This is a genomic window from Ruegeria sediminis (assembly GCF_005938215.1).
Taxonomy (GTDB): Bacteria; Pseudomonadota; Alphaproteobacteria; order Rhodobacterales; family Rhodobacteraceae; genus Ruegeria; species Ruegeria sediminis.
The window spans coordinates 43,585-55,795 of the sequence record NZ_VCPD01000009.1 but is presented as its reverse complement, the minus strand read 5'-3'; the positions used below and the strand labels follow the sequence as shown (position 1 = coordinate 55,795).

Sequence of the window (12,211 nt, the reverse complement as noted above, 5' to 3'; positions counted from 1 at the left end):
TCACTTCTTCTTTCCGAACCCGCTCAGGCCCGCAGGCAGGCCCATGCCGCCGCCCATGCCGGGCAATCCCCTGCCGCCGCCCATTGCCTTGGCCGCCTGTTCCAGCGCCTTGGGGTCCATGCCGGCTGCCATCTCTTCGGGACTGGGACCGCCTTTGCCGAACATGCCCTTCATGGCCTGTTTCAGCATCTTGCCTTTGCCCATCTTGCCCATCTTCTTCATCATGTCGGACATCTGCCGGTGCATCTTGAGCAGCTTGTTGAGGTCCGAGACATCCATGCCCGAACCCGCGGCGACGCGCTTCTTGCGGCTGGCCTGAAGAATCTGCGGGTTGGCGCGCTCTTTCTTGGTCATCGACTGGATCATGGCGATCTGCTGGCGCAGGATCTTGTCATCCAGACCGGCGTCTTCCATCTGCTTGGCCATCTTGCCCATGCCCGGCATCATGCCCATCATGCCCTGCATTCCGCCCATCTGCAGCATCTGCTCCAGCTGCATCCTCAGGTCGTTCATGTTGAACTGACCCTTGACCATGCGCTTCATCATGCGCTCGGCCTGCTCGGCCTCGATGGTCTCCTGCGCCTTCTCCACCAGCGCGACGATGTCGCCCATGCCGAGGATGCGGCCCGCGATCCGGTCCGGCTCGAAGGTCTCCAGCGCGTCCATCTTCTCGCCCAGACCCACGAAGCGGATCGGCTTGCCGGTCACGGCGCGCATCGACAGGGCCGCGCCGCCGCGCCCGTCTCCGTCCATCCGGGTCAGGACCACGCCGGAGATGCCGACCTTGGCGTCGAATTCTTCGGCCACCTCGACGGCGACCTGGCCGGTCAGCCCGTCGACCACCAGCAGCGTTTCGCGCGGGGTCACCACGTTACGAACCTGCTCGACCTCGTCCATCAGCACTTCGTCGATGTGCAGGCGGCCCGCGGTATCCAGCATGTAGACGTCATAGCCGCCCAGCGTCGCCTGCTGCTTGGCGCGCTTGGCGATGTCCACGGGCTTCTGGCCCGGCACGATCGGCAGGGTATCGACGCCGATCTGCGCACCCAGCACGGACAGCTGATCCATCGCCGCCGGCCGGTAGACGTCGAGCGAGGCCATCAGGACCTTCTTGCCCTCTTTCTCTTTCAGCCGCTTGGCGAGCTTGCCTGTCGTGGTCGTCTTGCCCGAACCCTGCAGGCCGACCATCAGGATCGGCGCAGGCGGGTTGTCGATCTTCAGCTTGCCGGGGTCGTCCTCGCCGCGCAGCACGTCGACCAGCGCGTCATGCACGATCTTCACCACCTGCTGTCCCGGAGTGATCGATTTGGTCACTGCCTGCCCGGTGGCCTGTTCTTGCACCTTCTTGACGAAGTCGCGGGCAACGGGCAGCGACACGTCGGCTTCCAGCAGAGCGACGCGCACTTCCCGAAGCGCGGTTTTGACGTCCTCTTCGGACAGGGCGCCCTGTTTGGTCAGGCGGTCGAAGACGCCGGAGAGGCGTTCGGACAGATTTTCAAACATGGCTCTCCTGGCTCCTTTGCCGGTTTCACGTTGCCGCCCCCGAAAGTTGGGGACGAATGGATCAATGCACAATCGCCCCCACGGGCGCAACGCGCTGGTGGAGGGCGATCCCTGAACGACTCAAGGGACCGGAAGGCAACTGGCCATCCCGGATTTCGGGGTGATTTACGCGCCGCGCCTTGCGCTGTCAAGCTATGCCGGCCCGATCGACGGTCAGGTCGCCTTGCGCAGCGCAGCGGCCGGGTTCACAGGCGGTTTGGCAAGGGGACGCGCGGCGTCCGTGTAATCGGCCTTCTCACCCGGCCCAAGAGGCGGGACGTTTTCCCAGACATGTGATCTCAGAACGGAGCTGACCAGCGAGAAGGGCTGGAAAACGATGCTGGGCCACATGAATACCTCATTCGTACAGAAGCATTCCTTGCAGGCGATCGACCGTCGCACTGTGTCGGCATGATGCGATCGCCAGATCTCGGTGAAAGGACGCTCGCGGATGTTGCCGATGGGATCGCGCTGCTCGCAGATGCCAACGTCGCCGTTGGCATAGACCACGCCCGTCAGAATACCGGCCCGGCACGGGGCGACCTGCTGTTCGGTTTCGATGGCGCGCAGTTTCACACTCTGCAAGAGCGGCTCCACGATCGCGCCGACCCGGCTTTGTTCTCGGTCTGCCCAAAGGCGGCGGATGTAATCATAAAGCGCGCGGTATTGCAGCAGTGCCGGTCCTTGCAGAGTGGGGTCCTTCCGGTCGCCGCGAAGTATTGCCAGGTTGTGATGCGTCATCTTAGGGCACCGGTCATACAGGAACGTCGTCAGCATTCTGATCTCGTCCATGTTGATATCGGTAGCCGTCGAAATGGCGTGGATTTGCAGGCGGTCGTCCTCTGCCTGAATTTCCGCCAATGCATCGTAGGTTTCCATCGCCTTGCGGAACGAGTTCGGCGCATAGCGGAAGGCGTCGTGAAACTCTGGCATACCGTCGAGCGACAACTCGACACAGAAGGTCCGCAAGTCACTCGTGTTCTCGAGGATGTCCCGGACAGCCGAAACTGTCTTGGCCGTATAGTAGCCGTTCGAGGGAACGTAGATTTCCCTGACCCCGTTCCGGCGCACGAATTGCAGGCAGATCTCCGCGAACTCGCGGCGCAGAAATGGTTCGCCGCCAGAGAGATTGAGGATTTCCACCGGCCCGATGTCCTCGGACAGGGCAACGATCTCTTCAAAGCTCAGATCGTCGCGGCCGTTCAGTTCTCGCCAGTAAAAACAATGATCGCACTTCATGTTGCAGCGCGAATTGATGAAGAAGATGAGAAACGGAGGGCTATCGGTCGCGGTCAACCCCAGCGCTTTCCAGTTCAATCTCGCGTGTTTGGCAATTCTGGTCGCAATACTCGTCATGATCCGCCACCTCCTGCGAAGCGGGGTGCGTTCAGGCTGAGGGCGGGACAGAGTTTGCAAGAACCTGAAAGCACGTGTCGGTCTTGTGCCCAGTGGTCAAGCAATCCTTGTCCGGAACGTTTCCGAGTGCCCTCACCCGGTGGTAGTTTATCGCACAAATAGCGGCCGGGAATGAACACATCTTCGCGATCCCTGGCCGAGTCATTAGGGGAAAACGCACTCCAAAATATAAACAAATGTGAATATATATTAAGTTCCGCAATAACGCAAATTTTCATTGAAAATGCACGGGCCACTTGAGTCCGAGCATTCGTGTCCTTCCGGTACCGCTTGCTGATTTCGCGTTTCGCTTGCGTGAAGATGCCCCCACGCGGGTCGCGGCGGCGTGTGCCCATGAGGATTACCCGCCCGAGTCAACCTGCCATGGGCGCTTGAAACCCATGGGCGCTTGAAACACGGCGGCGATTGGTCCATGAGCCCCGAACAACCAAGGAGAAGGATCTCATGGACGCGTCTTCGGTCTATCAGGACAGTCTGCCGCTCAGTTCCGATGCCCTGCTGGCGCGGCTTGCCGAATGGGGGCTCGAGTATCGGTTGCACGAACACGTGCCCCTGCGGACCGTGGAAGATTCGAAGGCTGCCGAGGGCCAGTTCATGGTGCCCGGCGAGAACGCGCTGCGGATCAAGAACCTCTATCTGCGCGACAAGAAGAAACGGAACTACCTGGTGACGCTCGAGCAGAGCCGCGAGATCGACCTCAAGGCGCTGGGCGCCGAGTTGGGTGTAGGAAACCTGTCCTTCGGATCCGCCGACCGGTTGATGGAGAACCTGGGCATCCGGCCCGGAGCGGTCAGCCCGCTGGCGATGATCAACGGGGTCGAGAATGGCGTCCGGTTCTTCATGGACGCTGCCGCGCAACAGGCGGACGTCATCTACATGCACCCGCTGGTCAACGACCGGACCGTGGCCATGTCCCGGACCGACGTTATGGCATTTCTCGACCGGATCGGCTGCGAGGTCACCTGGCTGCCGTAAGCAAAGACGCCTTGTAATGCACCTCTGCGGCGGGGGGCCTCCGAGAAAGTGCGTGCCGGGCGCATCGGGAAGGCGCCCGGCTTGTTCTCTGTGGCTCAGGCCGCCAGTTGGGTAACGGCGTCCCGTGCGTTCTTCAGCGCGGCCTCGGGGTCCAGCGCCATGCGGTCCGCCGCGATGACTTCGACATCGTGAATGCCGATGAAGCCCAGAACGTGGCGGGCATAACCGGTTGCGAAGTCGATTTCCGAGTCGACCGCCGTGCCGCCCGAAGCGATGGCGAGGATGGCGCGCTTGCCTTCCAGCAGGCCCTTGGGGCCGTTCTCGGAATAGGCGAAGGTGACGCCGGCGCGGGCGACGAGGTCGATCCATGCCTTGAAGGCCGCGGGGACCGAGAAGTTGTAGATGGGCAGGCCGATCACGATGGTGTCGGCGTCGCGCAATTCGTCGACCAACTTGTCCGACAGGGCCAGCAGGTCGCGCTGCACTGCGTCGCGCTGGTCGGCGGGGGTGAAGTTCGCGTTGATCCAGTCTTCGGTCAGCAGCGGCAGCGGCGACGCCAGATCGCGGCGGATGACGCGGTCGGCGCCAAGGTGCCGGACGATCTGCCCGGACAGTTCGCGGGTAGTCGAAGCGGTGCGGCGGGCCGAAGCATCGATATGCAGGATGGTGCGGGGCATTTCGGGGGTCCTTTCCATACGGGAGAGTCATTCGATGCCGCCAATATGATTATTGCACTCGCGAACAAAACATGGAAAAATCAACAACGACTGTTGGAATTTGCACACAGGGTTTCAAGCGCAATGGACAATTGGGATGAGGTGCGCACCGCCTATCAGGTCGCCCGGATGGGTACGGTCAGCGGAGCCGCCGAGGTGCTGGGCGTACATCACGCCACGGTCATCCGCCACATTGACGCCATCGAGGCTCGGCTGGGGGTAAAGCTGTTCCAGCGCCACGCGCGCGGCTACACGCCGACCGAGGCCGGGCAGGATCTGCTGCGCGTGGGGCAGGCGACCGAGGACCAGTTCAACCAGCTTGTCGGGCGTATGAAGGGACGCGGCGATGACGTCTCCGGGGAACTGGTCGTGACCTCGCTGGCCTCGCTGGCGCCGCTCGTCGTTCCGGCGCTGAGCGAGTTTCAGCGGATGCATCCGGGGCTGATCGTGCGCTATCTGACCGGCGAACGCCTGTTCCGCCTGGAATATGGCGAAGCGCATGTGGCGATCCGCGCCGGCGCCGCTCCGGATCAACCCGACAACGTGGTGCAGCCCTTCGTGCTGCAGGAGGTCGGATTGTTCGCCAGCAAGTCCTACCTGTCGCGCAACGACCGGCCGAAGGATGTCGGCGATTTCGCCAACCATACCTTCGTGGGCAACGACGACGAAAACAGCCGCGCGCCTTTCTCGCGCTGGCTGCGCGCCAACGCGCCTGCCGAGGCGATCACCTTTCGCTGCACCGAAAGCGTCGCCATGCGCGAGGCGGTTCTGTCCGGCGCCGGCATCGGTTTCATGACCCGGTGGGACGCGGCGCGGCACCCCGAACTTGAGGAAGTGATGGACCAACTGCCGGAATGGTCCGGCAACCTCTGGCTGGTGACGCATGTCGACCTGCATCGCACCACCAAGGTTCAGACCTTTCTGACCTTTCTCAAGGAGCAGTCGAAGACTTGGCTGCCTTGACCCCCGAAGCCCGCGGCCATCTGGCCATGCTGACGTTTTCCGCGCTGGTGGCGGGCAGCTTTTCGCTGGGCTCGCTTGTCGCCAACGAGATTGCGCCGGCGGCGCTGAACGCCGCGCGGTTCGCGATCGCCGCCGCGGTGATCGGGGCAGTCGCTGCCGCCACGACCGGCCTGCCGCGCAGCGCCGCCCGCGCGCCCTGGCGGTACTTCGTTCTGGGCGGGTTGTTCGCCACCTATTTCGTCCTGATGTTCGAAGGGCTCAAGACCGCGCCGCCGGTCAGCGCCGCGGCGGTGTTCACGCTGACCCCGGTCATGTCGGCCTTTGCCGGGTGGGTTCTGCTGAGGCAGATCACGACGCCGTACATGGCCGTCGCGCTTGTCGTCGGGGCCGTCGGCGCGCTTTGGGTCATCTTCCGCGCCGACTGGCAGGCCTTTCGCGCCTTCGAGATCGGGGAAGGCGAGATCATCTATTTCTGGGGCTGCGCCGCGCACGCCATCTACACCCCGATGGTGCGCAAGCTGAACCGGGGCGAACCGGCGGTGGTGTTCACCTTCGGGATGCTGGTTGCCGGATGCCTGATCCTGACGGTCTACGGCTGGTCGGACATCCGTGCGACCGATTGGGCGAACCTGTCTTCGATCGTCTGGATCGGGCTGGTCTATGTGGCGATCTTCGCCAGCGCGGCGACCTTCGTTCTACTGCAATACGCGACGCTTCGCCTGCCCTCGGCAAAGGTCATGGCCTATACCTATCTCACGCCAAGTTGGGTGATCCTGTGGGAAATCGCGCTGGGCAACGGCGCGCCGACCGGCCTTGTCCTGGTCGGGGTGACGCTGACCTGTCTGGCCTTGGCGATGCTGCTCAAGCGCGAAGACCGCCCGGCGGCGCTGCGTCAGACCAGATAGGGCCGAGGTGGAATGTCAGGCAGGCTCTCAGGCCCCATCGCCCTTCGGCAGTTCCGCTTCCAGAAACCGTTCGAACGCGTCCAGGTTCACCGGGTCGAACTGACCGAACCCCTGCATCCAGACCGACGCGGCCCGCATCGCGTCCGGCTCGAGCTTGCACCATTTGACCCGTCCGCGCTTTTCCTGCGAGATCAACCCGGCCCGGGTCAGGATGGTCAGGTGTTTCGAAATCGCCGCCAGCGACATCTCGAACGGGTCGGCCACGTCCGTCACCGCCATGTCGTCCTCAAGCAGCATCGCCAGAATGGCGCGCCGGGTGGGATCTGCCAGGGCGGCGAAGATGATGTCGAGATCGTCGGACATCCTTCGGCAGAACCACAAGGCGCGGGTATCGTCAACCATTTGGTTGAATATGCGGAATCCGCCGCTTTCGCGCTAACAGCGTTTTCGGCGCCGCGCCGGAATCGCAGACAGCTTTTAGAAAATCTATTGTTTACAGTAAGTTATAGCCAGTGCGGGTGCGCCATTTGCGCCGTTGACTCCGGGCTCGCTCCCCCTTAGCACCATGCGCAAGAAAGCGTGAGGGTTACGCCGTTGACGGATGACGACCAAAAGCAGCGCCTGTCGCAGCTTGAGGAGCGGATCGCGGCGGTGAAGAAGGCGAAAAAGCCCGAAGCCCGCGCCGACGCGAACTATTCCCAGGGCGAGCTGGCCTGGCGGATGGTGATCGAAATGGTATCCGGTCTGGGGATCGGGTTTGGCATCGGATACGGGCTGGACAGCCTGTTCGGGACGATCCCGATCTTTCTGGTGCTGTTCACATTGCTGGGTTTTGCCGCCGGGGTGAAGGTCATGCTCCGCAGCGCGCAAGAGATCCAGACGAAGAAATTGGCCGCCGACGCTGAAAACGGGGCCGAGAAGGACGAGAGGGACTAGACGTGGCGACCGAGACCACCGCAGCAGAGGGCAGCAGCCTGGTATTCCACCCGATGGACCAGTTCATCGTCAAACCGCTGTTCGGCGGCGACACGATCGCCTGGTACACGCCCACCAACGTGACCCTCTGGATGGCGCTGGGTATCCTCGCGATCATTGGTCTGCTGGTGCTGAGCACGTCGAAGCGCGCCATCGTCCCGACCCGCATGCAGTCCATCGCGGAACTGGCCTACGGCTTCATCTACAAGATGCTCGAGGACATCTGCGGTAAGGAAGGCGTCAAGTACTTCCCCTATGTCATGACGCTGTTCATGTTTATCGTCACCGCGAACTTCCTGGGCCTGCTGCCCATGTCCTTCACGACGACCTCGCATTTCGCCGTGACCGTGGTGCTGGCGCTGGCCGTGTTCCTGACGGTGACCGTCCTCGGCTTCGTCAAGAACGGTGCCGGTTTCCTGAGCCTGTTCTGGGTGTCGAGCGCGCCGCTGGCACTGCGTCCGATCCTGGCGATCATCGAACTGATCTCGTATTTCGTGCGCCCGGTCAGCCACTCCATTCGTCTTGCAGGCAACGTGATGGCGGGCCACGCCGTGATCAAGGTGTTCGCCGGCTTCGCCGCCGTCGCCGTGATCTCGCCGGTTTCGGTTCTGGCGATCACTGCCATGTACGGCCTCGAGGTCCTGGTGGCCTTCATCCAGGCCTACGTCTTTACCATTCTGACCTGCGTGTACCTGAAGGACGCATTGCATCCGCATCACTAAGGTCGGCGGCGGAGCGACCTCCGCCCTACCGCATCATCCAAACATCGAAACTTCCAAATCGTAAGGAGACATCATCATGGAAGGCGATCTCGCACACATCGGCGCAGGCCTGGCAGCAATCGGTTCCGGCGCAGCCGCAATCGGGGTGGGCAACGTGGCCGGCAACTTCCTGGCCGGCGCCCTGCGCAACCCTTCGGCCGCCGCTTCCCAGACCGCAACCCTGTTCATCGGTATCGCATTCGCAGAAGCCCTGGGGATCTTCGCATTCCTCGTGTCGCTGCTGCTGATGTTCGCCGTCTGATCTGCGGAACCTGATCCTTACGCGCGGGTGGGCCCAGGCCATAGCGGCCCGCCCGTTGTAAAGACAACGTTCCGACGGAGGACATCATGGCGACAGAACCCATAGCCGAAGAGGTTGTCGGCAAGTGCGTCGATTCCCACGGCAGTGCCATCGGGATGCCGCAGCTTTGTTTCGACTGGTTCCCGAACCAGATCTTCTGGCTCGTCGTTACGCTGGTCGTCGTCTTTCTGGTCCTGTCCCGCGTGGCTCTGCCTCGTATCGCGGCGATCTTGGCTGAACGGCAGGGGACCATCACCAACGACCTCTCCGCAGCCGAAGACCTGAAGGCGAAAGCGGTCGAGGCCGAGGAAGCCTACAACAAGGCGCTGGCTGATGCCCGTGCCGAGGCGCAGCGCATCGCGGCCGAAACGCGTGCCGAAATCCAGTCCGAACTGGACGATGCCATTGCCAAGGCGGACGCGGAAATCGCCGCCAAGGCCGCTGAATCGGAAAAGGCGATCGCCGAAATCCGTGCCGGCGCACTGGAAAGCATTCAACTGGTTGCCAAGGACACGGCCGCCGAACTCGTCACCACCCTGGGTGGGCAGGCCGATGCGACCGCCATCGAGGGCGCGGTCGACGCCCGGATGAAAGGATAAGCGACATGCGCAACATTCTCGCTCTTGTCCTGACCGCTGGCGCCGCCAGCCCGGCCTTCGCCGCAAGCGGCCCGTTCTTCTCGCTGGGCAATACCGACTTCGTCGTGCTCATCGCGTTCATCGTGTTCGTCGGGGTGCTGTTCTACTTCAAGGTGCCCGGCATGATCGGCGGCGCCCTGGACAAGCGCGCCGAAGGCATCAAGTCGGAACTCGACGAAGCCCGCGCACTGCGGGAAGAGGCGCAGACCCTCCTGGCTTCCTACGAGCGCAAGCACCGGGAAGTGCAGGCGCAGGCGGACGCCATCGTCGCCGCCGCCAAGGAAGATGCCGTGCTGGCCGCAAAGCAGGCGAAAGCCGACCTCGAGACGTCGATCACCCGCCGTCTGGCCGCCGCGCAGGACCAGATCGCTTCGGCAGAGGCTTCGGCCATCAAGGAAGTGCGCGATCAGGCGATCTCCGTGGCCGTTGCCGCCGCGAACGAGGTTCTGGCCAAGCAGATGACCGCAGCCCAGGCCAACAAGCTGATCGACGCCGCAATCGCGGACGTGGACGCCAAGTTGCACTGACTGGAAACGGCCCAAGGGCCGTTTCCTTCTGCCTATGCCGCGCTTCGGGCGCCGGCCCCAGATAGGCAAAGCCAATGTCAATCGACTCCCTGAACATCCTGGGTCTGGCACGCGACGGCGGACAAGACCTGATCCAAACGCTGCAACGCGTAGATGTGCTGCGCGCCAATCTGGCCGAAAGCCGCGTCATAATCGCCACGAATGACAATTCCGATGGCACGGACCGGGTTCTCGCCGACTACGCCGCCCGGTCCCCAGCGACCGAGATCCTCGATCTGGACGGTCTGACCGTCACCATCCCGGACAGGGTCGAGCGGATCACACATGCCCGGAACCAAGTCTTGCAGAGGCTGTTTGCCAGTTCATCCGCCCACCCCGCGACCCTGGTGCTGGATCTTGACGGGCCGAACGCTGCGCTGGAGGCCGACGCCGTCCTTCGCGCACTGCGCCGACAGGCGCCTGCCTGGGATGCCGTGTTCGCAAACGCGCAGCCTGCCTATTACGATCTTTACGCCCTGCGTTGCGAAGGATGGTGTGACGAAGACGTATGGCAACAGATACACACCGCCCGCAAGCCTTGGTTCTTCCGGCGCAGATGGCGGCAGGATCTGCTGAGGAACGTGATCTACAGTCGCCAGTATCACATACCTGCGGACGCGCCTTTGATCCCGGTCGACAGCGCCTTTGCGGGGCTGGGGCTGTATCGGACCGGATCGCTGAAGGGTCTGCACTATTCCTGCCGGGATGAAAAGGGTGGCCTGGTCTGCGAGCATGTGCAGTTGCACCGCCAGATCCGGGCGCGCGGCGGCCGTCTCTACATTGATCCGGGATTGACGACGATTGCGCCCTCTGAGCATCTGGGAGAGGCCAGCGGCGCGCCATTCCCACAGCGCCTCTACCGTGACGAGACAAAAGCAGGGTAGGACTATGCCCCAATCCCCACTGACCGGCAAATCAGGCAGGTTCCTGTTCGAGCACAAGGTCATGAACCGTCACCTGGCGCGTTACTATCTCGACGAGAGTTGCGGCTATATCTGGGTGGACGCGCCGCACTGGCTGGACGAGGCTTACAGCGACGCCATCGCAATGACCGACACAGGCATCCTTGCAAGGAACTTTGCCAATATCGGCATCGTGTCGACGGCGATGCGCGCAAACGGCATGGAGAAGGCCCGGGGAATAGACATCGGGGCTGGATACGGTCTGCTGGTGCGCGGGCTCAGGGATCTGGGCATCGACTTTCACTGGTCGGACCCTTATGCCGAGAACCTGTTCGCGCGCGGGTTCGAGGCCGACGGCGGCAAATACCGGGTTGCGGCGGCCTTCGAGGTGCTAGAACACCTGCCCGATCCGCTTGCCCATCTGAAGGAGGCGCGTGACCGTTTCGGTTTCGAAACGATCTTCTTTTCCGCGACCTGTTTCGATCCAGAAGACATCCCCGGCACTGACTGGTGGTATTGGGCGTTCGAAACCGGTCAGCACATCGGGTTCTTCTCGCAGCAGTGCCTTGACTTCATCGCGGCGCAACTGGGCATGCGCATGGTCGCCCTCAGGGCCGATGTCTATGCCTTCACCACGCGCAAGGATCTGGTCTGGCCCAATGGCTGGGAGCGTTGGAAACTGGATCGCAAGTTTCGCAAGGCCAGTCTTGCAGAGCAGGACTATCAAGCGATGAAACGGCGCGTGTCCGGGGCGGAGCGCCGCGATTGAAACTCATGACCGCTCGGTCTCATGCTCCAGCCTTTGCCGGGCGATGGCTTCGTTCTGTTCCGCCTTCTGCTGATCCGCCAGGCATTGCTCGACATAGCTCAGATGCGACTCGACTGCGGCGCGGGCGCCCACCGGGTCACGGGCCTGCAGTGCTTCGTTGATCGCGCGGTGCTGGTCCAGGATCGCCGCGCGCGTGGTGCGCTGGTGGAACATGATCCGCCTGTTGTAGAAGACGCCCTGCCGCAGCAGGTCGAACATCGAGCGCATCATGTGCAGCATAACCACGTTGTGGCTGGCTTCGATGATCGCCATGTGGAACTGGGCATCTAGCTGCGCCTCGTCCTCGGTGGCACGGCGCGCATGGGCGGTCCGCATCTTGTCGTAGATGGTCTGGATCACCTTCAGGTCGCTGTCGGATCCCAGCCGCGCCGCGCGCTCGGCGGCCAGCCCTTCCATATCGCGCCGGAACGAGAGGTAATCGAACACCGCCTCGTCATGTGTTCCGAAAAGCCGGATCAGTGCGGGTGAAAAGGCCGATCCCAGCACCTCGGCCACATAGATGCCCGACCCGGCCTTGGCGGCCAGAAGGCCCTGTTCCTGCAACTCGGCGATGGCATCCCTGAGCGACGGGCGCGACACGCCCAGTCGCTCCGCCAGTTCCCGTTCGGACGGCAGCCGTTCGCCGGGGCGCAGGATGCCCCGCAAGATCAGCAGCTCGATCTGGCGGACGACGGCGGTCGACAGTTTCTCGGATTGGACTTTCTGAAAGGGCATCTCGGGCT

The 12,211-nt window shown here is 62.8% G+C and carries 15 protein-coding genes; 10 read left to right on the top strand and 5 right to left on the bottom strand.

What is annotated here, in order from left to right:
• A complete protein-coding gene (ffh, locus tag FGK63_RS18965) occupies positions 1-1,503 on the bottom strand; it encodes a signal recognition particle protein (protein WP_138845247.1) in 1,503 nt (500 codons plus the stop codon).
• A 213-nt stretch (positions 1,504-1,716) separates the two neighbouring features.
• Positions 1,717-2,859 carry a radical SAM protein gene (locus tag FGK63_RS18960; RefSeq protein WP_218961168.1) on the bottom strand — a complete coding sequence of 381 codons (1,143 nt, stop codon included), beginning with the start codon at positions 2,857-2,859 and terminating at the stop codon, positions 1,717-1,719.
• A gap of 543 nt (positions 2,860-3,402) precedes the next feature.
• Here FGK63_RS18960 and FGK63_RS18955 point away from each other — a divergent pair.
• Positions 3,403-3,933 carry a prolyl-tRNA synthetase associated domain-containing protein gene (locus tag FGK63_RS18955; protein ID WP_138845243.1) on the top strand — a complete coding sequence of 177 codons (531 nt, stop codon included), beginning with the start codon at positions 3,403-3,405 and terminating at the stop codon, positions 3,931-3,933.
• 95 nt (positions 3,934-4,028) lie between these two features.
• On the opposite strand, the gene FGK63_RS18950 is transcribed toward FGK63_RS18955, so the two are convergent.
• Positions 4,029-4,610, bottom strand: coding sequence for an FMN-dependent NADH-azoreductase (locus tag FGK63_RS18950; RefSeq protein ID WP_138845241.1), 582 nt, complete (start codon positions 4,608-4,610; stop codon positions 4,029-4,031).
• Between the two features lie 123 nt (positions 4,611-4,733).
• On the opposite strand from FGK63_RS18950, the gene FGK63_RS18945 reads away from it, so the two are divergent.
• Together FGK63_RS18945 and FGK63_RS18940 are read left to right on the top strand one after the other, a co-directional pair.
• The gene (locus FGK63_RS18945) at positions 4,734-5,612 is read left to right on the top strand and encodes a LysR family transcriptional regulator (protein ID WP_138845239.1); all 879 of its coding nucleotides are present in this window, start codon (positions 4,734-4,736) and stop codon (positions 5,610-5,612) included.
• Entirely contained in the window at positions 5,609-6,517 is a 909-nt protein-coding gene (locus FGK63_RS18940) for a DMT family transporter (protein ID WP_138845363.1), read from the top strand. Before FGK63_RS18945 ends, FGK63_RS18940 begins: the two co-directional genes overlap by 4 nt.
• A 27-nt stretch (positions 6,518-6,544) precedes the next feature.
• Here the strand turns inward: FGK63_RS18940 and FGK63_RS18935 are convergent, their stop codons facing one another.
• Complete coding sequence (locus FGK63_RS18935; RefSeq protein ID WP_138845361.1) at positions 6,545-6,880, bottom strand: ArsR/SmtB family transcription factor; 336 nt, start codon at positions 6,878-6,880, stop codon at positions 6,545-6,547.
• A gap of 231 nt (positions 6,881-7,111) precedes the next feature.
• On the opposite strand from FGK63_RS18935, the gene FGK63_RS18930 reads away from it, so the two are divergent.
• From FGK63_RS18930 to FGK63_RS18900, 7 genes are all read left to right on the top strand, one after another.
• On the top strand, positions 7,112-7,453 hold the full coding sequence (locus tag FGK63_RS18930; protein WP_138845237.1) for an AtpZ/AtpI family protein: 342 nt from the start codon (positions 7,112-7,114) through the stop codon (positions 7,451-7,453).
• 2 nt (positions 7,454-7,455) lie between these two features.
• Positions 7,456-8,214 (top strand): F0F1 ATP synthase subunit A, encoded by a 759-nt coding sequence (locus FGK63_RS18925; RefSeq protein ID WP_138845235.1) that lies wholly within the window; start codon positions 7,456-7,458, stop codon positions 8,212-8,214.
• Positions 8,215-8,290: 76 nt separating this feature from the next.
• Positions 8,291-8,515, top strand: coding sequence for a F0F1 ATP synthase subunit C (locus FGK63_RS18920; protein WP_005981269.1), 225 nt, complete (start codon positions 8,291-8,293; stop codon positions 8,513-8,515).
• Positions 8,516-8,601: 86 nt separating this feature from the next.
• Positions 8,602-9,153 (top strand): F0F1 ATP synthase subunit B', encoded by a 552-nt coding sequence (locus FGK63_RS18915; RefSeq protein WP_138845233.1) that lies wholly within the window; start codon positions 8,602-8,604, stop codon positions 9,151-9,153.
• Between the two features lie 5 nt (positions 9,154-9,158).
• On the top strand, positions 9,159-9,719 hold the full coding sequence (locus FGK63_RS18910; RefSeq protein ID WP_138845231.1) for a F0F1 ATP synthase subunit B: 561 nt from the start codon (positions 9,159-9,161) through the stop codon (positions 9,717-9,719).
• A 74-nt stretch (positions 9,720-9,793) separates the two neighbouring features.
• Positions 9,794-10,642 (top strand): hypothetical protein, encoded by an 849-nt coding sequence (locus tag FGK63_RS18905; RefSeq protein ID WP_138845229.1) that lies wholly within the window; start codon positions 9,794-9,796, stop codon positions 10,640-10,642.
• A 4-nt stretch (positions 10,643-10,646) separates the two neighbouring features.
• Positions 10,647-11,429, top strand: coding sequence for a class I SAM-dependent methyltransferase (locus FGK63_RS18900; protein WP_138845227.1), 783 nt, complete (start codon positions 10,647-10,649; stop codon positions 11,427-11,429).
• A 3-nt stretch (positions 11,430-11,432) separates the two neighbouring features.
• Here FGK63_RS18900 and FGK63_RS18895 read toward each other — a convergent pair whose 3' ends face one another.
• A complete protein-coding gene (locus tag FGK63_RS18895; RefSeq protein WP_138845225.1) occupies positions 11,433-12,203 on the bottom strand; it encodes a FadR/GntR family transcriptional regulator in 771 nt (256 codons plus the stop codon).
• Positions 12,204-12,211 lie beyond the last annotated feature (8 nt).